19 protein-coding genes, 5 tRNA genes and 1 rRNA gene are annotated in these 19,287 nt (G+C 42.0%); all 25 read left to right on the forward strand.

The window, feature by feature from the left end; translation table 11 throughout:
* Positions 1–167: 167 nt before the first annotated feature.
* Complete coding sequence (purC, locus tag BUB93_RS08615) at positions 168–869, forward strand: phosphoribosylaminoimidazolesuccinocarboxamide synthase (RefSeq protein WP_073271123.1); 702 nt, start codon at positions 168–170, stop codon at positions 867–869.
* Positions 870–884: 15 nt separating this feature from the next.
* Positions 885–2,282, forward strand: a complete 1,398-nt coding sequence (gene purF / locus BUB93_RS08620; protein WP_073271124.1) for an amidophosphoribosyltransferase — start codon at positions 885–887, stop codon at positions 2,280–2,282.
* A gap of 17 nt (positions 2,283–2,299) precedes the next feature.
* Complete coding sequence (gene purM / locus BUB93_RS08625) at positions 2,300–3,328, forward strand: phosphoribosylformylglycinamidine cyclo-ligase (RefSeq protein WP_073271126.1); 1,029 nt, start codon at positions 2,300–2,302, stop codon at positions 3,326–3,328.
* Complete coding sequence (gene purN, locus BUB93_RS08630; RefSeq protein ID WP_073271128.1) at positions 3,325–3,921, forward strand: phosphoribosylglycinamide formyltransferase; 597 nt, start codon at positions 3,325–3,327, stop codon at positions 3,919–3,921. The genes purM and purN overlap by 4 nt, the downstream gene beginning before the upstream one ends.
* A gap of 13 nt (positions 3,922–3,934) precedes the next feature.
* Positions 3,935–5,467: a bifunctional phosphoribosylaminoimidazolecarboxamide formyltransferase/IMP cyclohydrolase gene (purH, locus tag BUB93_RS08635; RefSeq protein WP_073271130.1), complete on the forward strand. Its 1,533-nt coding sequence runs from the start codon at positions 3,935–3,937 to the stop codon at positions 5,465–5,467.
* A gap of 13 nt (positions 5,468–5,480) precedes the next feature.
* Entirely contained in the window at positions 5,481–6,728 is a 1,248-nt protein-coding gene (purD, locus tag BUB93_RS08640) for a phosphoribosylamine--glycine ligase (protein WP_073271132.1), read from the forward strand.
* A gap of 100 nt (positions 6,729–6,828) precedes the next feature.
* The gene (locus BUB93_RS08645; RefSeq protein ID WP_073271134.1) at positions 6,829–7,131 is read left to right on the forward strand and encodes an FtsB family cell division protein; all 303 of its coding nucleotides are present in this window, start codon (positions 6,829–6,831) and stop codon (positions 7,129–7,131) included.
* A 25-nt stretch (positions 7,132–7,156) separates the two neighbouring features.
* Entirely contained in the window at positions 7,157–7,573 is a 417-nt protein-coding gene (locus BUB93_RS08650; RefSeq protein ID WP_073271136.1) for a S1 RNA-binding domain-containing protein, read from the forward strand.
* A gap of 72 nt (positions 7,574–7,645) precedes the next feature.
* Entirely contained in the window at positions 7,646–8,572 is a 927-nt protein-coding gene (locus tag BUB93_RS08655; protein ID WP_073271138.1) for a Ppx/GppA phosphatase family protein, read from the forward strand.
* A gap of 45 nt (positions 8,573–8,617) precedes the next feature.
* Positions 8,618–8,706, forward strand: a tRNA-Leu gene (locus BUB93_RS08660).
* A gap of 5 nt (positions 8,707–8,711) precedes the next feature.
* Positions 8,712–8,787, forward strand: a tRNA-Met gene (locus BUB93_RS08665).
* An 8-nt stretch (positions 8,788–8,795) separates the two neighbouring features.
* A tRNA-Met gene (locus BUB93_RS08670) sits at positions 8,796–8,872 on the forward strand.
* Positions 8,873–8,886: 14 nt separating this feature from the next.
* A tRNA-Glu gene (locus tag BUB93_RS08675) sits at positions 8,887–8,961 on the forward strand.
* A gap of 87 nt (positions 8,962–9,048) precedes the next feature.
* Positions 9,049–9,124 (forward strand) — tRNA-Val (locus tag BUB93_RS08680).
* 142 nt (positions 9,125–9,266) lie between these two features.
* A complete protein-coding gene (tilS, locus tag BUB93_RS08685; RefSeq protein WP_073271139.1) occupies positions 9,267–10,667 on the forward strand; it encodes a tRNA lysidine(34) synthetase TilS in 1,401 nt (466 codons plus the stop codon).
* A complete protein-coding gene (gene hpt, locus BUB93_RS08690) occupies positions 10,660–11,196 on the forward strand; it encodes a hypoxanthine phosphoribosyltransferase (protein WP_073271141.1) in 537 nt (178 codons plus the stop codon). Before tilS ends, hpt begins: the two co-directional genes overlap by 8 nt.
* A gap of 73 nt (positions 11,197–11,269) precedes the next feature.
* The gene (gene ftsH / locus BUB93_RS08695; RefSeq protein WP_423230806.1) at positions 11,270–13,072 is read left to right on the forward strand and encodes an ATP-dependent zinc metalloprotease FtsH; all 1,803 of its coding nucleotides are present in this window, start codon (positions 11,270–11,272) and stop codon (positions 13,070–13,072) included.
* Between the two features lie 76 nt (positions 13,073–13,148).
* Positions 13,149–13,793, forward strand: a complete 645-nt coding sequence (locus BUB93_RS08700) for an HAD hydrolase-like protein (RefSeq protein ID WP_073271143.1) — start codon at positions 13,149–13,151, stop codon at positions 13,791–13,793.
* Positions 13,794–13,818: 25 nt separating this feature from the next.
* On the forward strand, positions 13,819–14,214 hold the full coding sequence (locus BUB93_RS08705) for a thioesterase family protein (protein WP_073271145.1): 396 nt from the start codon (positions 13,819–13,821) through the stop codon (positions 14,212–14,214).
* A 47-nt stretch (positions 14,215–14,261) separates the two neighbouring features.
* On the forward strand, positions 14,262–14,843 hold the full coding sequence (locus BUB93_RS08710) for an ECF transporter S component (protein ID WP_073271147.1): 582 nt from the start codon (positions 14,262–14,264) through the stop codon (positions 14,841–14,843).
* Between the two features lie 34 nt (positions 14,844–14,877).
* Positions 14,878–15,657 carry a type III pantothenate kinase gene (locus BUB93_RS08715; RefSeq protein WP_073271149.1) on the forward strand — a complete coding sequence of 260 codons (780 nt, stop codon included), beginning with the start codon at positions 14,878–14,880 and terminating at the stop codon, positions 15,655–15,657.
* Positions 15,654–16,610 (forward strand): tRNA dihydrouridine synthase DusB, encoded by a 957-nt coding sequence (gene dusB, locus BUB93_RS08720; RefSeq protein ID WP_073271150.1) that lies wholly within the window; start codon positions 15,654–15,656, stop codon positions 16,608–16,610. The genes BUB93_RS08715 and dusB overlap by 4 nt, the downstream gene beginning before the upstream one ends.
* Before the next feature lie 153 nt (positions 16,611–16,763).
* Positions 16,764–17,240, forward strand: coding sequence for a transcription elongation factor GreA (greA, locus tag BUB93_RS08725; protein ID WP_073271152.1), 477 nt, complete (start codon positions 16,764–16,766; stop codon positions 17,238–17,240).
* An 87-nt stretch (positions 17,241–17,327) separates the two neighbouring features.
* Positions 17,328–18,743: a lysine--tRNA ligase gene (lysS, locus tag BUB93_RS08730; RefSeq protein ID WP_084117166.1), complete on the forward strand. Its 1,416-nt coding sequence runs from the start codon at positions 17,328–17,330 to the stop codon at positions 18,741–18,743.
* Positions 18,744–19,163: 420 nt separating this feature from the next.
* Positions 19,164–19,287, forward strand: a 16S ribosomal RNA gene (locus tag BUB93_RS08735); the annotation flags it as partial.

Here is a 19,287-nt window from a genome sequence, read left to right on the forward strand (position 1 = left end):
GCGGTTAGGGTGTTTGATTTCATTGAGGTGGAGATATGCCGAAAAGGATTTTTGTAAAAATAAATCATCATATGATAATAAAACAGTCGGCGATAGACTAAATAAAACACGATAAGTCTCTTGTAAAAAAGAGGCTTATCGTCGTTTAATCTAAGGAGGAAGTTTTTATGGAAAAGCTGGAGATGCTCTATGAAGGAAAAGCTAAAAAAGTATACAAAACTGACAATAAAGATTTGTATGTTGTCGAGTACAAAGACGATGCCACTGCTTTTGACGGTGCGAAAAAAGGAAAGATAAGCGGCAAGGGAGTCGTAAACAACAAAATAAGCAGCGTCATATTTACCCTCATCGAAAAAAAAGGAGTCCCTACACATTTCGTAAAATATTTGTCTGAGACGGAGCAATTGGTCAAGGCTGTAGAAATCGTGCCCCTGGAAGTCATAATAAGAAACGTGGCTGCCGGTTCCATAAGCAAGAGGCTTGGAATTGAAGAGGGAACGAAGTTAAGCGAGACGGTTCTAGAATTTTGCTATAAGAACGACGATTTTCACGATCCCATCATAAATGAGTATCATGCCAGGGTGATGGGCCTTGCATCTACCGAGGAGCTTGAAAAGATAAAGGAATATACTTTCAAAATCAACGAAATCTTGGTTGAGTTCTTCAAGGAGAAAGGGCTAAACCTTATAGATTTCAAGGTAGAGTTCGGAAGACATAACGGAGAGATAATCCTGGCGGATGAAATTTCACCTGACACTTGCAGACTATGGGATATGGAAACAAACGAAAAGATGGATAAAGATAGGTTCAGAAGAGACTTGGGCAAGGTGGAAGAGACCTACCGTGAAGTCCTGAGCAGGATTGAATAAAACCAGGAGGAAAAGATGATCGATCTATTTGATAAAGATAAATTGGAAGAGGAATGCGGCGTTTACGGTATATATAACAGGGAAAAAGAAATCGAAAGCGCACAGTTTGTTTATTATGGATTATACGCCCTTCAACACAGGGGGCAGGAAAGCGCGGGCATAGCCACTAACAAAGATGGCAAGATACAACAGCACAAGGGAATGGGCCTGGTAAGCGAAATATTCAGAGGCAACAGCATCAATGAGCTTGAAGGAAACATCGGAATCGGGCACGTCAGATACTCTACTACAGGGGAGAGCCACATTGAAAATGCTCAACCTCTTGTCGTAAACTATAAAAACAGCCAGATCGCCCTTGCTCATAACGGGAACTTGGTAAATGCAAGAGCATTGAGAGAAATGCTTGAAGACAATGGCGTCGTCTTTCAGACCACTATCGATTCGGAGGTTATAGTCAATCTCATTGCTAGAGGACTGAAAAACGGAATTGTGGAATCTATAAAGAGAATGGTGGAAATCATAAAAGGAGCCTATGCTCTTGTGATCACTACTGAGGATAAGCTTATAGGTATTAGAGATCCCCATGGTTTAAGGCCATTATGTCTTGGAAAGACTAAAACCGGAGGATATGTACTCGCATCTGAAAGTTGCGCTCTTGACTCTATTGGGGCAAAGCTGATTAGAGATATAGATCCCGGAGAGATTGTAATTATCGATCAAAATGGAGTGAAAAGCTATAGCCAAAACAACTGGGTCAAAAAGAGGCTTTGCATTTTTGAGCTTATCTACTTTGCTCGTCCGGATTCTGTAATAGACGGAATAAGCGTTTATCTGTCTAGGCATAATGCAGGCAAGATTCTTGCAGCCGAGAGTATGGTGAATGCAGATGTAGTAATAGGCGTGCCAGATTCGGGCATACCTGCAGCGATAGGATTTGCGGAAGCTTCGGGGATTCCCTTTGGAATCGGCCTTATAAAAAACAAGTATACGGGAAGAACCTTCATCCAGCCTAGCCAAGAGCTTAGGGAAGAGGGAGTGCGTCTTAAGCTTAATGCCCTTAAAGAGAATGTTCAAGGGAAGCGCGTCGTGATAGTCGATGATTCAATAGTAAGGGGAACTACATCCAAACACTTAGTTGAACTTTTAAGAGAGGCTGGAGCTACTGAGGTTCACTTTAGGGTAAGCAGCCCGCCTGTAGCCCATACTTGTCACTTCGGCATCGACACCCCGTACAGAAAGCATCTTGTGGGTGCCATGAAGACTGTAGAGGAAATCAGAGACATGATAGGAGCGGACACTTTGGCGTTCATATCTGTTGAAGGGCTGGTTGAGAGCGTCGGAGGAGGAACTACTTACTGCAGAGCTTGCTTCGACGGCGATTACCCTATGGAAGTGCCTGTAATGGAAGAATAAGACTAGGAGGATTTCTCATGAAGGAATTTACATACAAGGATTCGGGAGTTGACATAGAGGCCGGCTACGAATCTGTTGACCGAATTAAAAAACATGTTGCGAGAACAAAAACCCAAGGGGTGATATCCGGTCTTGGAGGATTTGGGGGAATGTTCGAACTTCCTAAAGGCTACAAAAACCCTGTGCTGATATCAGGAACCGATGGAGTGGGAACAAAACTCTTGATAGCCCAAAAGATGAAAAAACACGATACCATAGGCATCGATTGTGTCGCCATGTGCGTCAACGACATAGCCTGTCAAGGTGCAATGCCGCTGTATTTTCTGGACTACATAGCATGCGGCAAGAACAACCCCGAAGTGATTGAGGAAATCGTTAAAGGCGTGTGCGATGGTTGCGTTGAAGGGGAAATGGCACTTATAGGCGGCGAGACTGCAGAAATGCCGGATATGTATCACGAAGATGAGTATGATTTGGCGGGCTTTGCAGTGGGAGTCGCAGAAAAATCGAAAATAATTGACGGAAGCACCATCGAAGAAGAGGACGTAATAATCGGAGTTCCTTCCAGCGGGGTTCATTCCAATGGATTTTCCCTTGTGAGAAAGCTTCTGTTGGACCACAAGAAATACAATTTACAGGATGAGATAAAAGAACTTGAAGACAAGCTCGGAAACGTGCTCTTGACGCCCACTAAAATTTATGTAAAATCGATAAAAGCCGCATTGGAAGCCGGAGAGATAAAAGGAATAGCCCATATAACGGGTGGAGGCTTTTACGAAAACGTGCCAAGAGCTCTGCCGGAAGGGTTGAAAGCCGTCATAAATAAGGATTCGATCAGTAAGCTGCCTATATTCGAGTTTATACAAAGAGAAGGCAATATCTCTGACAAGGAAATGTATTCCACATTCAATATGGGAATTGGGCTGATGCTTGTTGTATCGGAAAGGGAAAAAGACAACGTATTGGGTGCATTGGCCGAAATCGGAGAAAAAGCTGTGGTCATCGGTCGCGTTGAAAAAGGCGAAGGGGTTGAGTTGTGCAGATGAAACGCATAGCGGTGTTGGTTTCAGGTGGAGGAAGCAATCTTCAAAGCCTGATCGATAAGGTGCATAATACCTACGGGGAAATAGCCCTCGTGATTTCAAACAAGAAAAGTGCATTCGGACTCGTGAGAGCCCAAAAAGCTGGGATAGAATCTGTTTATATTTCCGGCAAGGATCCTGACTATGATAAAATGGTCATGGATTTGCTTGAAGCAAAGTCTATAGATTTGGTTGTTCTGGCAGGGTATTTGAAGATTGTACCTCAAGAAATGGTTAAGAAATTCAGAAATAGAATCATGAACGTTCACCCTTCCCTGATACCTTCGTTTTGTGGGGATGGATGCTATGGCCTCAAGGTGCACGAAAAGGCTATAGAGTACGGCGTTAAGGTCTCAGGAGCTACTGTGCATTTCGTAGACGAAGGCACGGACACGGGACCTGTTGTAATGCAAAAATGCGTAAGCGTAGATGGGGACGATCCGAAATCTCTACAGATGAAGGTCTTGGAGGTGGAGCATGAAATTCTGCCGGCAGCGGTTAAGGAATATTGCCTGGGAAATATTCGAGTTGAAGGAAGAAAAGTGCGTATAAAATAACGAGGAGGTTTTTATGAGAGCGTTAATCAGTGTATCGGATAAAAGCGGAGTGTTGGAATTTGCAAAAACCCTGGAGGATCTGGGCGTGGAAATCATATCCACAGGCGGCACGGCAAGACTTCTAGAGGAAAACAAAATTAAAGTTACAGGCATAAGCGACGTGACTGGATTTCCTGAATGTTTGGACGGCAGGGTAAAGACTCTTCATCCCGGCATACATGGAGGAATTCTTGCCATGAGAGACAATCCCGCCCACATGGAAAAGCTTCAGGAGCTAAATATACAACCAATAGACATCGTAGCGGTGAATCTTTATCCTTTCAAGGAGACGATATCTAAAGAAGGTGTGAGTCTGGAAGAGGCCGTAGAGAACATCGATATTGGAGGCCCGACCATGATAAGAGCCGCTGCTAAAAATTACAAGGACGTAGCGGTCATAACAGACCCTGTGGATTACAAGACGGTAATAGATCAGCTTAAGGATAAGGGATCGGTAGATGTAGATGTCAAATACGACCTTGCGCTAAAAGTTTTCCAGCATACGGCAAATTACGATGCTATGATTAGCGCTTACCTTAAAGAGCAAGCCGGCAAGGAAACAATGGATGAGACTTTGACTGTAACCTTTGAAAAAGTACAGGATTTAAGATACGGTGAAAACCCTCATCAAAAAGCGGCTTTCTATAAAGAAGTCGGAAAACAAAGCGGAACATTGGTGGATGCTGTTCAGCTTCACGGCAAGGAGCTTTCGTATAACAATATCAATGACACAAACGGAGCTTTAGAGGCATTGAAGGAATTTTACGGTACCCCTACGGTGGTGGCGGTTAAGCACGCGAACCCTTGCGGAGTTGGAAGTGCCGATAGCATTTATGAGGCTTTTATCAAGGCTTACGAAGGAGACCCTGTATCTATTTTTGGAGGCATAGTGGTAGCAAACGGAGAAATTGACAAGAAAACGGCGGAAAAAATAAACGAACTCTTCATTGAGGTGCTGGTTGCTCCTTCTTATAGCGAAGAAGCTCTTGAGGTGCTCACCAGGAAGAAGAACATAAGGATACTCAAATTAGAGGGCATAGAGAAGAGATATCAAGGCTATGAGCTCAAAAAAGTCATGGGCGGAATCCTGCTGCAGGATACTGACAGCGTGCTCTTGGGAGAGGACTTAAAAGTTGTCACTAAAAGACAGCCAACAAAAGAGGAAATGGAAGATTTGATCTTTGCCTGGAAAGTGGTGAAAAATACTAAATCCAATGGAATCAGTTTGGCTAAGGATAAAATGCTCATAGCAAATGGCCCGGGACAGGTAAGCAGGATTTGGGCCTTGCAAAATGCAATTAGACAAGGTGGAGAAAGTTTGATTGGGTCGGTGTTGGCCTCAGATGCGTTTTTTCCCTTTGAAGATTCTGTGGAAGCTGCGAACAAAGCAGGGGTTACGGCCATCATTCAGCCTGGTGGGTCAATCAGGGATGAAGATTCCATTAAGCTTTGCGACAAGTACGGTATTGCCATGGTTTTTACCGGCATGAGACATTTTAAACACTAAAGGAGCAATAAAAATGAAGGTATTGGTAGTAGGTTCAGGAGGAAGGGAACATGCTTTGGTCTGGAAGATAGTCCAAAGTCCAAAAGTAAAAAAAGTTTACTGCGCTCCCGGCAATGCAGGCACGGCGAGCCAAGCGGAGAATGTTGATATCAAAGTGGACGATATTACCGCTTTAGCGGATTTTGCTCAAAAAGAAAATATAGATTTAACTGTTGTTGGTCCGGAGCTTCCTCTTGTGCTCGGCATTTCTGATGAATTCAATAAAAGAGGGCTTGCGGTTTTTGGACCGGACAAGGTTTGTTCTCAATTTGAGGGCAGCAAGGCATTCACGAAAAAGTTTTTAATGAAGTACGACGTACCCACTGCGGCATATGGAGAGTATGACGACATCCAAAATGCGGTGTCAGATATTGACAAGTACGGTTATCCGGTAGTGATAAAAGCGGACGGTCTTGCTGCGGGCAAGGGTGTAATAATAGCGGAAACTAAGGATGTCGCTTTGGAAGCTCTAGAAGACATGATGGAGAAACAGGTCTTTGGAGACTCAGGAAAAGTTGTGGTGCTTGAAGAGTTCTTGGAAGGCATCGAGGCATCAGTTTTGTGTTTTGTGGACGGCAAAAAGATAATACCAATGGAAAGCGCACAAGACTACAAGAGGATTTTTGACGGGGACAAAGGGCTGAATACCGGTGGAATGGGGACGTATTCACCAAACAGGCTATTTGACCATGGATTGGAAGAAACTATGAAAAAAGAGATACTTGAACCTATCATGAAAGGGCTGCTTTCTGAAGGAATGGACTTCAGAGGGGTTTTGTTCATCGGCCTTATGATAAAGAACGGAAAGCCGAAAGTACTCGAATTCAACGTAAGATTCGGAGATCCTGAGACTGAGTCTGTTTTGTTGAGGCTGGAATCCGACATAGTAGAGATATTCGAAAAAGTCGTAAGGGGCAACCTTTCTCCTAATGACTTGAAGTGGAAAAGCGACAAGGCTGTTTGCGTAGTTCTTGCTTCAGGAGGATATCCAGGGGACTACGAGGTAGGCAAGGAAATAAAAGGAATCGATGAGGTAGATGGAGCCATCGTCTTTCACTGCGGCACAAAGACTGTAGATGGGAAAGTCGTCACCGACGGGGGGCGTGTACTTGCGGTTTCTGCCACTGGTGAAGACCTAAAAAAAGCAGCAGAAAAAGCATACGGTGAAATCAATAAAATAAGCTTTGAAGGCATGCAGTACAGGAAAGATATCAGTAAGTAGGAATATATTGTGAAAAATAACCTTTATTGACCTCTGGCACCTTGTAATTTCTATGGTTTTATGGAATAATGTAATTAATATTCTTTAAGGGAGAAAGCCAGTGAAAAAGAAGAGGAGAAAAAAACCCAACAGAGCCACTTGGTTGATTGTCTTATTGGTATGCGGGTATTTTCTTTATAATTTTGTATCCACCGAAATCCAGTTGATCCAACTGAGAAGTCAAAGGGATTATCTTCAGGAACAAATTTCAATAGAAAAAGATAAATCCGATCAACTCACCCAGGAGCTAGAGCAGATTCACTCCGATGAGTATATCGAGACATTGGCGAGGCGGTACTTCGGGCTCGTTTATCCCCGTGAGAAAATAATTATCGAAGTTGAACCTGATAGTAATAAAAACTAACAAATAAACAAGGAGGATTTTTTTGATGCCATTTGAGGTTGATCAAATTGTTGAAGGTGTTGTAAAAAGCATCACGAAATTTGGAGCATTTATTGATTTAGGGGGTAAGGTAGGACTCGTACACATATCCGAAGTAGCTGACGGTTATGTTAAAGAAGTTTCTGATCACTTGAATGTAAATGACACAGTAAAAGTAAAGGTTATTTCTGTAACTGAAGGTAAGGTAGGACTTTCCATCAGGCAAGCGCAGCCTAAAAAGGAAGAAGCACCAAGACCGCGACCCTATCCTAAGTCTTCTGGGTTTAAAAAAAGTGTACCTGTAAGCAGTGCGCCGGTAACGATTGAAGACAAGATAAACCAGTTTTTAAAAGACAGCGATGAAAGACAACAGGCTCTTAAAAAAAGTGCAAAAAAGGGTAAGAACAGGTGTTTTAACAGATAGCAATCATAAAATTTCGCATCCCGGAGGGGTGCTTTTTTTTAAATAATTTTTTTAAAAAGGGAGTTTTGAGCATTGAAAATAGCAGCTGTTGACATAGGAACCAATTCCATGAGGCTAATGGTGGCTGAAACGGAAGGTGAAAGGATCATAGAAAAGGAAAAGCACATTTTTTTTACTAGAATGGGGGAAGGTTTGGACAAGTCCAAAATCATTTCAAGAGAGGTCATGGAAAGAAACTTGAAAGGCTTGGAGGAGGTAAAGGCAATATGCGACCAAAATGGCGTGGAGGCCATTGTTGCCTATGGCACCAGCGCATTGAGAGATGCAGTTAACAAATCTGATTTTATCGCTGAGGCTTTTGACAGGACGGGAATCAAAGTGGAGACGATTTCTGGTGAAGACGAAGCATTGTACGGATATCTGGGAGTGGTCAGCTCTCTGGAGTCTCGAGATTTCCTTATAATTGATGTAGGAGGAGGAAGCACTGAGTTTATACAAATAAAAGAAGGAGAAAGAAAATGTTTGAAAAGCCTGGATATAGGAGCTGTTCGATTAAGCGAAAAGTTTCCATTAGGTGATCCCCCAGATATTGGCATGATAGTCCTACTTGAAGAACATCTAGATAATATTTTCGATAAAAAGTTTGAGGATGGGGTATCAGATAAGCTTTTAGTAGGTATTGGCGGAACGGCTACCACTCTTTCAGCAATAAAGCTAGGCCTTGAATCTTACGATCCGGACAAGATAGATGGAAGCAGGCTTTCCTATAATGAAATTGAAAAGATTTACCGCAGGCTTTCCCAAATGACTTTAAAGGAAAGGCTTGGTGTAAAGGGCCTTGAACCTAAGCGTGCAGATATTATTCTATCGGGGGCCGCTATAATTAAAAGGTTTATGGAACGTTATGAAATCAGTGAAATAGTAATCAGTGACAGCGACAATCTGGAAGGTTCAGTTTATCATAAAATAAAAAGAAATAAAATTAAGAAAAAGTATTGACTTAGCATTTTTTATATACTATAATGGTGCTTGTCTCTTAAGAGAGCCGGAGTGGCGGAACTGGCAGACGCACAGGACTTAAAATCCTGCGATCCCAAAAGATCGTATCGGTTCGATTCCGATCTCCGGCACCAAACGACGCGGGGTGGAGCAGCTGGCAGCTCGTCGGGCTCATAACCCGGAGGTCACAGGTTCGAATCCTGTCCCCGCAACCATTTAACATGGCGGCGTAGCTCAGTTGGCTAGAGCATACGGTTCATACCCGTAGTGTCAGCGGTTCAAATCCGTTCGCCGCTACCATATTTAATTAACCAGGCCCCTTGGTCAAGCGGTTAAGACACCGCCCTTTCACGGCGGTAACAGGGGTTCGAGTCCCCTAGGGGTCACCATTAAATTTAATAAACGGTTATTTGCGCAGACATAGGTCGTTCATTTAACTGGAGAAGTCGAAGGCTTTTGTCTTTGGCTTACACTTTGGTCGCATAGCTCAGCTGGGAGAGCACCTGCCTTACAAGCAGGGGGTCATAGGTTCGAGCCCTATTGCGACCACCATTTTTTTAAGTTCATGAGAATGGGCTTTTTTTTATGCTGATTATTATTTGGGTTTAAGAATCGGAGTCGCTGTTTTTACCTGTTGAATCCGAAAGAGAAAAAATGTAGAATACAATTATAAAAGTATAAAGTCGGTGGGTCAATGGAAAGAATGATTTTGAATTACATACGGCAAAATGAAATGATTTGCAGGGGAGATACTGTTGTTGCAGGCATTTCTGGGGGGGCGGATTCCATGGCCCTTTTACATATTCTAAAAGAATTTAGCAAAAGCAACTACATAAAAATAATCGCCGCCCACATAAACCACAATTTAAGGGGCGGAGAATCAGACTTGGACGAAATGCTCGTCAGGGATTACTGCGATAATAACGGAATACAGCTTAAGGTGTTAAGCGCAGACATCAAGGGGTTTTGTGCATTTAAAGGACTATCTCTCGAAGAGGGGGGTAGAATAGTGCGCTATAACTTCTTCAACTTAATCAAAAGGAGAAACGGTTCCGTAAAAGTAGCTACTGGACATCACAAGGACGATCAGGTGGAAACTGTTTTGATGAGGATAATAAGAGGTACGGGCATTAACGGACTCAAGGGGATAGACCCGGTAAGAGAGGATGGGGTAATACGACCTTTGCTGTTGGCACGTAAAAGTGATATTTTGAATTATTGCCACGAAAAGTCAATCCCATACCGTCATGATGCTTCCAATATGGAAACGGATTATCACCGAAACAGCATAAGGCATGAATTGATGCCGCTTTTAAAAAAGTATAACCCTATAATTGATGAGAGCATTGCGAACCTGTCGAAAATTGCAAGGGAGTACGAAGAGCATATAACTGCAGAGGTTGATGAGATTTGGCATAAGTATAAAGACAAGGCAAGCATAAGCTACAATGAATTATCAAGAGAAGCACCGCTGATGCAAAAAAAAGTTCTGTTAAGAAAATATAAAGAAATTTGCGATAACATTAAATTTCAACACGCACATCTTGAAAAGGCTGTGGAAAAGATTGGAGACAAAGAAGATACTACTTGGACAGTGTCATTGCCGAATGATTTTCTTTTGCGCAGATCCTACGACAAGATAACTGTAGAATCAAAAAAAACAAACCGGGCAACGCCCTATTTTGAATATAAGATTTATCCCGGAAAAAGCTACGTCCTTTCCAAGATAAAAATCGTGGTAGAAACGGCACTGAAAAAAAACGATAAAAAACAAAAAAAACCTGAAAAACAAGGGGAATTTCTCTTCGATTATGATAAAATTATTGCGATTGGAGAACATATCGTTTTAAGGCAGAGAAAGCCTGGAGACAGGATAAGACCTCTAGGGCATAAAAATAAAAGAAAAATTAAAGAGATATTAATTGATAATAAGATACCGTCCGATAATAGGGACAGCATACTTGTGTTTGAAGTCGGCAACGAGATTATCTGGCTGGCAGGCATAGCGGCAAGCGAGGAATTCAAAGTCACCGAAGATACTAAAAAAATAATGCGCTTAGCGTTTTATAAAATCCAGGAGGAAATAAATGCTTAACGATATTAAAGATGTGTTGATTGATGAAAAAACCCTGAAGAAAAGGGTCAGCGAACTTGGGAAGGAGCTGGCAGAGGAATACAAAGGCAAAAATCCTTTGGTAATCTGCGTGCTGAAAGGGTCTGTTTTATTTATGTCTGATCTGGTTCAAAGCATGGACATACCTCTGGAAATAGATTTTATGGCCATATCCAGCTACGGAACCGGAACCCGAAGCTCAGGTGAAGTGAGAATATTGAAGGATTTAGATAAAAGCGTCGAAGGCAGGGATTTGTTGATAATAGAAGATATCGTCGACAGTGGTCTGACGCTATCTTATCTGATCAAGATATTCAAAGATAGAAACACAAACTCTATTAAGGTATGCAGTCTATTGGACAAACCAGAGAGAAGAATCTCGGAGGTCGAAATAGATTTTGTGGGCTTTGCCGTGCCGGATGAATTCGTCGTGGGCTATGGACTTGATTTTGCCGAGAAGTACAGAAACCTCCCATTTATAGGGGTTTTAAAGGAAGAAGTATACGTCTAGGTTTCGTTGTAATTCTATAGAATGTATGTTAGAATAATGTATCACAATTTTATAAGCGAAGGGGAGTGAGAGCTTGAACAAATATTTGCGGATGATCAGCTTTTATATGATAGTTCTTCTTATCATAATACTGGCTGTAACAACTATAAACACAGGTCAAAGCGACGTTGATATCATATCATACGATGAATTGGTAACAGGCATAACCAATAACTCAGTTGAAGAGATAAACGTGAATATAGACCGATACAAAGTCGAAGGTACAATGAATGACGGAACTGAATTCATAAGTATAGTCATACCAAGTTCCTTTACCGAATTTATAAACGGCCACATACAAGGTGGTGGAGAAATCAACATATCCTATCTGGAACCAGAGCAGACTCCGTGGTGGGTTACCATACTTCCCACACTGTTTTTAGTGGTCCTGATGGTAGTGTTTTTCTTGATGTTTACTCAGCAGTCCGGTGGAGGCGGGGGCAAAGTGATGTCCTTTGGAAAAAGCAAGGCCAGACTGCATACGCCTTCTAAGAAGGGCGTTACTTTTAAGAATGTGGCAGGAGCGGATGAGGAAAAGGAAGAGCTTGAAGAAATAGTAGATTTTCTTAAGTCTCCTGTCAGATATCTAGAGCTTGGAGCCAGAATACCTAAAGGTGTTCTCCTAGTGGGTCCTCCGGGAACTGGTAAGACCCTTTTGGCAAGAGCAGTTGCCGGTGAATCGGGAGTTCCTTTTTTCAGCATTAGTGGATCTGATTTTGTGGAAATGTTCGTAGGCGTAGGAGCTTCAAGGGTTAGAGATCTGTTCGAAACTGCCAAGAAAAACTCGCCTTGTATAATTTTCATTGATGAAATCGACGCGGTAGGTCGGCAAAGAGGAGCGGGCCTAGGCGGAGGACACGATGAGAGGGAGCAAACACTTAATCAATTGCTGGTGGAGATGGATGGCTTCGGAGACAACGAAGGCATAATAATGATAGCAGCGACGAATAGGCCAGATATTTTGGACCCAGCGCTATTAAGACCGGGACGTTTTGACAGACAAGTAGTCGTAGGCAGACCTGACGTTAAAGGACGAGAAGAGATACTTAAGGTACACATTAAGGATAAGCCTTTGGAAGATGAGATTGAGCTTAGAACAATAGCAAAGAGCACCCCGGGATTTACAGGAGCCGATCTTGAAAACATTATGAACGAGTCAGCTTTGCTCGCTGCAAGAAAGCGAAAGAAGAAAATCGGAATGCAAGAGCTGGAAGAAGCAATCAAAAGGGTTATAGCCGGCCCGGAGAAGAAGAGCAGGCTTATCACTGAGCACGACAGAAAGATTACTGCAGTCCATGAAGCTGGACATGCAATAGTAATGAGGGTTCTTCCTAATTGTGATGAGGTTCATGAAATTTCGATTATACCGAGAGGGATGGCTGCGGGCTATACCCTGGCTTTACCTGAAAATGATAACAGCCATATATCTAAAGCAAAGTTGGCTGATGAAATTGCAGGTCTTTTGGGAGGACGTGCGGCAGAAAAAATCGTGCTTGACGATATCTGCACCGGTGCTACAAATGATATAGAGAGAGCAACAGAAATGGCAAGAAAGATGGTCACAGAGTTTGGCATGAGCGATTATCTAGGGCCAATGACTTTTGGGAGCAAACATGACGAGGTGTTTATCGGCAAAGATCTTGCGAGAAGCAGAAACTACAGCGAAGAGGTAGCGGCTGCTATTGACAAGGAGATAAGAACGATAATAGACAACGCCTATAAGAAAGCGCTAAAAATCCTAGAGGACAACAGAGACAAGCTGGAAAAAGTAAGCGAAGTCCTTCTGGAAAAAGAGACTATGAACAGCCTGGAGTTCAATGAGCTTTTCAGCGAGTAAATAAAACAACCATCCCGAAAGGGATGGTTTGTCTTGTATCTATGCATTGAGAAAATTAAAAGCGGAGGGCAAAAAAATGAAATACAAGGGGATAGTGTTCGATCTTGACGGAACCATAATTGATTCGGAAACAGGCATTGCAAAGGCTTTTCAAAAGGCGCTGGCCACAAAAGGGATGACAGACTCATTAGAAAATATCAAGAGCTTGATCGGCCCGCCTCTGAGCAGGACGATAATAACCAAGTACGGCTTCTCAGAAAAAGAAGGAGCCGAAGCGATGAAAGAACACAAAAAATACTATATTAGCAAAGGCTTGTTTGAAAGCAGTATCTACGAAGGGGTAAAAGAGCTTCTAGAGACATTGATGGATAAAAACATAGTAATGATGATTGCAACCAACAAGCCGGAAACATATGCGGTGACCCAGATGGAACATTACGGCTTAAGCAAGTATTTTCACAGCATCGTGGGAAATGATATTCCACAGAAGAGAGGAACCAAAAAAGACTTCATCATGGAAGCAATCGAAAGTGCCGGGATTAGAGCAGAGGATGCAGTGATGGTTGGTGACCGAAACATTGACCTTGAAGCTGCAAAGGAAATCGGCATGGATACGATAGGGGTGCTTTATGGATATGGATCAAAAGAAGAAATAGAAGGATGCATGCCCACGCACCTTATAGATGCACCTTTGGAAATTTTAGGCATTGTGTTGGGATAATACCCTGAAACGGAGGAATGATGATATGAAAATCGAAAGCATGATTGGGGAAGAATTAAGCGTGGAAATAGTGGTGACTGAAGATGATACTGCCAAATCTTTCGGAAGTGGGAGCATAGATGTTTACGCCACTCCGAAAATGGTAGGCTTGATGGAAAACGCCGCCTTGTCATTGGCTCAACGGGGTTTGGACGAAGGGTTCAGCACGGTCGGAACAAAAGTTGAAGTTAAGCATCTGGCAGCCACTCCTGTTGGAATGAAAGTTACAGGAAAAGCTAAATTGGTGGAAGTGGACAGACGAAGGCTATTGTTTGAGGTTGAAGCTTTCGATGAAGCTGAAAAAATAGGTGAAGGAATTCACGAGAGGTTTATTGTAGATGTAGAAAAGTTTTTAGGAAAAACAAAAAACAAAGGCAACTAAACTGAAATGTCTTGTATCCAAACGGAACGAGAACAGGAGGAATTTAAATGAATAGAAGGAAATTTTCTACTACTGGCAGATTGACCTTTATGGCGGTTATGCTCGCTATGACGATAGTGTTTGTAATGGCCACTGTGATACCTAACTTTGCGGTGAGCATGGCAGTGGCAATGTTTTTGCCCACGATACTGACGGGCTTGGTTTTAGGAGCCAAATCAGGCATGGTAATGGGTGCTTTGGCAGGGGCTCTAACTCTTTTCAGAGCGCTATTTATGCCTCTATCCCCCTTTGACTATTTTTTCATACATCCCATGGTGTCGATTTTCCCTAGGATGTTCATTGGGGTTGCGGCTTCTGGAGCCTTTTATCTGCTTAATGAAAAACTCAGCCTGCCGGATATTTTGTCTGCATCGATATCCGGAGCATTGGGTATGCTTACCAATACTATTTTGGTTGTGACTATGCTTTATGTAGTGCATGGACAAAATATGGTTGAAGCAATGGGAGGTATGGGCCTGATAACTGCCCTTGGCGTATTGTTTGCATCCAATGGCATAATAGAAATGATCAGCGCGGCAATAGTTGTGCCTATATTGTATAAGATATTTTTGCAATACAATAACAGATAGAATTAAATAAATAACTAGTAAAGAAGTGATTAACATGCTGATGACAGTGGATGTTGGCAATACAAACATTGAAATAGGTTTATTTGACAAGGACGAATTCGTGGGAACCTGGAGGATGATAACAAATACAAGGAAGACCTCGGATGAGTATGGGGTTTTTATTATCACCTTGCTCAATACAAAGCAAATTGACGTAAAGAAGATAAAAGACGTAATTATATCTTCTGTTGTTCCAAACATAATGTATTCTCTTGTGAATGGAATTAAAAAATACTTGAATATCAAGCCAATGATTATTGAACCGGGCATTAAAACTGGGATAAGCATACAGACTGAAAACCCAAAAGAAGTAGGGGCGGACAGAATATGCGATGTGGTCGGGGCGTATTTTATTTACGGAGGGCCGGCAATCGTAATTGACTTTGGTACCGCCACCACCTTTGATTATGTCAATGAGAAGGGGGTTTTCTGTGCGGCTGTAACTTCTCCGGGAATCCAGATATCTGCTGATGCCTTGTGGAGCAGGGCTGCCCAGCTCCCCAACATAGAAATAGAAAAACCCAAGAGCATTCTCGCCAGAAACACCATAACCAGCATGCAAGCGGGTTTGGTGTATGGCTATATCGGACAGGTTGAGTATATTGTAAAAAAAATAAAGGAAGAAACGGGAAGACATGACGCTAAGGTAATAGCTACCGGAGGATATGCCAAGATAATATACCCGGAGACAGATGCTATAGACATCTTCGATCCAACATTGTCTCTTAAGGGAATAAAAATGATATACGATAGGAACAAGCAGGTGAAAGTTTGAAAATAGGTAAAATGGAATTTAAGGATAAGCTGTTTTTGGCTCCTATGGCAGGTGTTACGAATCTGCCCTTTAGACTGATGTGCGTGGAAGAAGGATGCCGGCTTACATATACTGAGATGGTAAGCGCCAAAGCATTGTATTATAACGATAAAAAAACTTTGGAGCTTCTTGAGACTACAGGCAAGGATAGGCCTTGCGGGGTGCAGATTTTCGGATCTGATCCTCATATTATCTACGACGTTATCAAAACGAAGGTTAATGGAATGGATTTCGAATTGATCGACATAAATGCAGGTTGTCCAGCACCAAAGATAGTGAAAAATGGAGAAGGGTCTGCTCTGATGAAAAATCCGGAACTGATAAGAGAAATTTTGGAAAGAGCAGTTGAGGCGAGCGATAAGCCCATAACTTTAAAAATCAGGGCCGGATGGAGTGCAGACCAGATAAATGCAGTAGAAATCGCCAAGATTGCCCAGGAAGCTGGAGCAGCGGCGGTAACTGTTCACGGAAGGACCAGGGAACAGTTCTACTCAGGCAAAGCTGATTGGGAGATAATCAAAAAGGTTAAGGATTCAGTTTCCATTCCTGTTATTGGAAATGGAGATGTTGACAGCAGACGGTCTGCTCAGAGGATGATTGAGTCAACAGGATGTGATGGCGTCATGATTGGAAGAGCGGCGCTAGGCAACCCATGGGTATTCAACTCAAGTCAGAATGAAAAAGTTACTGATGAACAGAAGATAGATAAATGCAGGTCATATTTTATAGAACTACTGAAAAGCAAGCCTGAGAAAGTGGCATTAGGTGAAATAAGAAAACATGCTTCCTGGTTTACCAAAGGCGTGCGAGGATCAGGAGACTTTAGGAATAAAATAAACAAGTCGATTTGCGTAGAAGAAGTGTTCGAATTGATAGAAGAGTATGAAAATATGACAGTTCAAAAGAATTTGTAAAAAAAGTTTGTTTTTTTTATAAAAATAACTATAATAATAGTTATATATTCAGATACATGAAATAAAACCGCAACCATGATGACTTAGATCGGGGTATTTGCTTTGCGGTATATAATAAGACAAAACTATTTAGTGTGAAAAGGGGAATCATATATGGCTCAGAAAGAATTGATCTTAACTTATGAAGGATTAAAAAAACTTGAAAATGAACTCGAAAAGCTTAAAACCGTCAGAAGGCGAGAGGTGGCTGAAAGAATTAAAACAGCTAGAGAGTTTGGCGACTTAAGCGAGAATGCGGAGTATGATGAGGCGAAAAACGAACAGGCGTTTATCGAAGGAAGAATTGCCGAGCTCGAGCACAAGCTTAAAAACGCAAAGGTTATTGACGAAGACGATATCGGCACTGATATTGTTAGCATAGGATCCACCGTGAAAGTAAAAGACGACGGATTGGACGAAGTGTTCACTTACCACATAGTAAGTTCAGCTGAAGCTGACCCCATGGATGATAAGATATCAAACGAATCTCCCGTCGGTGCAGCCTTGATAAGCAAAAAAGTAGGGGACAAGATTATAATAGATGTTCCGGACGGGAATGTCATTATGGAGATAATTGAAATAAGCAAGTAGTATTGAGGAGGAAAGTCATTGACGTTGGAAAACGGAGAAAATTTAAGCGAACTTCTGCAGATCAGAAGAGAAAAACTTGCAAAGTTAATGGAAGAAGGAAATGATCCGTTCAAGCAGACAAAATACAGCGTTACACATTACGCAAAAGCCTTGGAAGAGCAATTTGAAGAGATGGAAGGGAAAAAAGTCTCCTTGGCCGGAAGGATCATGTCAAAAAGAGGACAGGGAAAGGTCGGGTTTTACGATCTGCAGGACTCAACAGGCAGAACACAGCTTTTTTTAAAAAAGGATTTGCTTGGTGAGGAATTATACGAAGAAATAAAGACTTTGGACATTGGAGATATCCTTGGGATAAAAGGCGAGGTATTTAAGACAAAGATGGGACAGGTTTCTGTTAGAGTCGAGGAGCTAGTGCTTTTGAGCAAGTCGCTGCAGATACTTCCTGAAAAATTCCATGGTTTAAAAGATCCTGACTTGAGATACAGGCAAAGATATGTAGATATCATTATGAATCCAGCAGTTAAAGACGTTTTTATAACCAGGTCAAAGATAATGAATGCTATCAGAGATTTTTTAAACGGCAGAGGATTTTTAGAGGTTGAAACTCCAGTGCTGTCAAATTTGGCTGGTGGAGCCAATGCCAGGCCATTTGCTACCCACCACAATGCCTTAGATATACCAATGTTTTTGCGAATAGCCTTGGAGCTGCCTCTAAAGAGACTGATCGTAGGCGGATTTGACAAGGTTTATGAGCTTAGCAGGGTTTTTAGAAATGAAGGAATGGATCCGACACATAATCCGGAATTCACGATGCTCGAGACCTATGAGGCATATGCCGATTACGAAGATGTAATGAAGATGGTGGAAGAGCTTCTATACGATGTTTCCCTTAAAATCAAAGGGACAGATACAGTTGAGTATCAAGGCGATGAGATAAGCTTCAAGCCACCCTTTAAAAGAGCTAGAATGGTAGACCTTGTAAAAGAACATACAGGGGTTGATTTTGATTCGATTGAAGATCAGTCTTCTGCATATGCAGAGGGAATCAAGCTAGGACTTGAGATAGAAAAACACACATCAATTGGTAAAATCATCGAAGAGGCATTTGACACTTTTGTAGAGGATAAATTAATTCAGCCTACATTTGTCACTCATCATCCGGTAGATATATCACCGTTGGCTAAAAAAGATTACAGCAATCCGAAATATACTGAGAGATTCGAACTATTTATAAGGGGGTCTGAGTATGCCAATGCATTTTCAGAGCTTAATGACCCTATAGATCAAAAGGAAAGGTTCGAAAGCCAAGTTGAAAACAAGAACAGTGGCGATGATGAAGCTCATCCATATGATCAGGACTTTATAAACGCACTGGAAGTCGGTCTTCCGCCTACTGGAGGACTGGGAATAGGAATCGACAGACTTGTAATGCTGATGACTGACCAAAGAAGTATCAGGGATGTAATACTATTTCCTACGATGAAACCTGAAGCCGCGAAATAAACATTAAAACCATTGAACCTGACTCATCCTCTGACGCCCATTTTAATTTTAATTTTGATTTTATTCTACATTGATGTTTCAGACATATGGATATGGGGTAACAATAGTGTTACACAGGGCATTTACCTAAAAGGCGAGACGATGAAACCCTTGAATTTCAAGGGTTTCAAACTATCTTGCGAGAAAAGTCAAAAAAGTTTTAAAAACGTGTTGACATAGGGTATGCATGTGCGTATAATAGTAAGAGTCGCCAAGAGAGACAGAGAGAACACAGAGACAGGGAAACGGCGCACAAACCAAGATCTTTGAAAATATAATAGCACACGAAAACAAGCCAAGAAAGAAAGAATTAACTGTAACAACGTTGATACCAAGAGTATCAAAAAGCCAAGAGAGTTCTAAGACGGACTCAAACACTTTATAATAGAGAGTTTGATCCTGGCTCAGGACGAACGCTGGCGGCGTGCCTAACACATGCAAGTCGAACGTGATCTTCAGAGTAGTTTACTACACTGAAGTGAAAGTGGCGGACGGGTGAGTAACG

Origin of the sequence: Alkalibacter saccharofermentans DSM 14828 (assembly GCF_900128885.1) — a bacterium.
GTDB lineage: Bacteria > Bacillota > Clostridia > Eubacteriales > Alkalibacteraceae > Alkalibacter > Alkalibacter saccharofermentans.

Coding starts and splice junctions, on each gene's coding strand:
- purC (WP_073271123.1), top strand. CDS start 168: ATGGAAAAGCTGGAGATGCTCTATGAAGGAAAAGCTAAAAAAGTATAC.
- purF (WP_073271124.1), top strand. CDS start 885: ATGATCGATCTATTTGATAAAGATAAATTGGAAGAGGAATGCGGCGTT.
- purM (WP_073271126.1), top strand. CDS start 2,300: ATGAAGGAATTTACATACAAGGATTCGGGAGTTGACATAGAGGCCGGC.
- purN (WP_073271128.1), top strand. CDS start 3,325: ATGAAACGCATAGCGGTGTTGGTTTCAGGTGGAGGAAGCAATCTTCAA.
- purH (WP_073271130.1), top strand. CDS start 3,935: ATGAGAGCGTTAATCAGTGTATCGGATAAAAGCGGAGTGTTGGAATTT.
- purD (WP_073271132.1), top strand. CDS start 5,481: ATGAAGGTATTGGTAGTAGGTTCAGGAGGAAGGGAACATGCTTTGGTC.
- BUB93_RS08650 (WP_073271136.1), top strand. CDS start 7,157: ATGCCATTTGAGGTTGATCAAATTGTTGAAGGTGTTGTAAAAAGCATC.
- tilS (WP_073271139.1), top strand. CDS start 9,267: ATGGAAAGAATGATTTTGAATTACATACGGCAAAATGAAATGATTTGC.
- hpt (WP_073271141.1), top strand. CDS start 10,660: ATGCTTAACGATATTAAAGATGTGTTGATTGATGAAAAAACCCTGAAG.
- BUB93_RS08700 (WP_073271143.1), top strand. CDS start 13,149: ATGAAATACAAGGGGATAGTGTTCGATCTTGACGGAACCATAATTGAT.
- BUB93_RS08705 (WP_073271145.1), top strand. CDS start 13,819: ATGAAAATCGAAAGCATGATTGGGGAAGAATTAAGCGTGGAAATAGTG.
- BUB93_RS08710 (WP_073271147.1), top strand. CDS start 14,262: ATGAATAGAAGGAAATTTTCTACTACTGGCAGATTGACCTTTATGGCG.
- BUB93_RS08715 (WP_073271149.1), top strand. CDS start 14,878: ATGCTGATGACAGTGGATGTTGGCAATACAAACATTGAAATAGGTTTA.
- greA (WP_073271152.1), top strand. CDS start 16,764: ATGGCTCAGAAAGAATTGATCTTAACTTATGAAGGATTAAAAAAACTT.
- lysS (WP_084117166.1), top strand. CDS start 17,328: ATGGAAGAAGGAAATGATCCGTTCAAGCAGACAAAATACAGCGTTACA.